Source organism: Streptomyces katrae, assembly GCF_000966975.1.
GTDB lineage: Bacteria > Actinomycetota > Actinomycetes > Streptomycetales > Streptomycetaceae > Streptomyces > Streptomyces katrae.
Genome location: NZ_JZWV01000427.1, coordinates 1 through 1204, shown reverse-complemented (window position 1 = coordinate 1204; position 1204 = coordinate 1). Strand labels below are relative to the sequence as shown.

Genomic DNA, 1204 nt, shown 5'->3' with positions numbered 1-1204 from the left:
GTCCACGCCTGGATCGGCGACGCCGACCCCTCCCTGCCACCGCGGGAGATGAACGCCTGGGCCGATGTGGCGCCCGCCGGGTTCCGGCTGCGGGTCCTGCCCGGCGGCCACTTCTACCTGGTCGAACAGCGCGGGGCGCTGCTGAGCGAGCTCGCGGGGGAGCTCACCGCCCCGCTCTGACGCCGCCCCGGCCGGGGCGGCGGCATCAGGTCCGTTCGAAGCCGTGGTGCCGGCCGATGACCGTGAAGCCCCGGCGCTCGTACCAGTGCTGCGGCCAGTCCTGCGCGTCGGCGATCAGGAAGCGGGTGGCGCAGTGCGCGTCGGCGGCCCGGCGCAGGGCGGAGGCCAGGACCGCGTCGGCGTAACCCCTGCGGAGGTGGAGGCCGGAGGTGACCAGGTCCTCGATCTGCGCCGTGCCCGACGCCGCGTCCAGGTAGAGGTCGGCCCACGAGGCGACCTCGCCGTCCGGGGTGCGGGCGCCGATGAACTGCACCACGTCGGCCCCGCGCCGTACGGTCTCGCGCCGGTCCACGAGCTGGCGGATCACCTCCTCGTCGGCGTCGGGCAGGAAGCCGCGCCAACTGCCGCGCCAACTGCGGGCCAGTGGAACGCGGATCGCGTCCAGGTCCACCTCCTGCGCCCCGCCGCCCGCCGGCACCGGACCCCGGTGCAGCATCACCAGGTACGTGGAACGCGTGTAGCCGGCCCGGAGCAGCGGTTCGGCGCAGGCCTCGCCGGCCGTGTCGTCGAGGACCGTGATCAGGCGGTGCGACAGGTGGCCCAGGGCCTCCTCCGCCAAGGCCGGCAGCGCCTCCGGATCGGGTGCCCCGTCGATCACGACGTGGTTGTTCCCGTAGGAGAGCGGGAACTCGTCGTCCAGGGCCGCGAACCCGCCGGGCAGTTCGACGGTCCGCGCGGCCCGACGGCGCGCGAAGGTCGCGAGGAAGCTCTTGATCTGTCGTATCTCGGGGCCGGCCATGGGGCGAGAATAGGCCGTCGGTCCCTTGGGCGCCCCCGGATTTCCCCGCGCTCCGTGGCACCTGCAACTAGTCTGTGGCCATGGAGACACAGGGGGAGTCCGGGGAGAGCTGGGCCGCGACCCGCGCGTGGGTCGAGAAGACGCTGCCCGGTGGGGAACGCATCGAGGGCGCCGCCCTGCTGCGCGGCGGCTGGACCTCGCGGATGCGCCGGCTGGAGCTGGCGG

1 protein-coding gene and 1 pseudogene are annotated in these 1204 nt (G+C 74.3%); one reads left to right on the top strand and one right to left on the bottom strand.

What is annotated here, in order from left to right; translation table 11 throughout:
- Window positions 1–180: pseudogene (locus tag VR44_RS16330) on the top strand (thioesterase); the annotation flags it as partial.
- A gap of 25 nt (window positions 181–205) precedes the next feature.
- Here the strand turns inward: VR44_RS16330 and VR44_RS16325 are convergent.
- A complete protein-coding gene (locus VR44_RS16325; RefSeq protein ID WP_045948229.1) occupies window positions 206–979 on the bottom strand; it encodes a GNAT family N-acetyltransferase in 774 nt (257 codons plus the stop codon).
- Between the last annotated feature and the right edge of the window lie 225 nt (window positions 980–1204).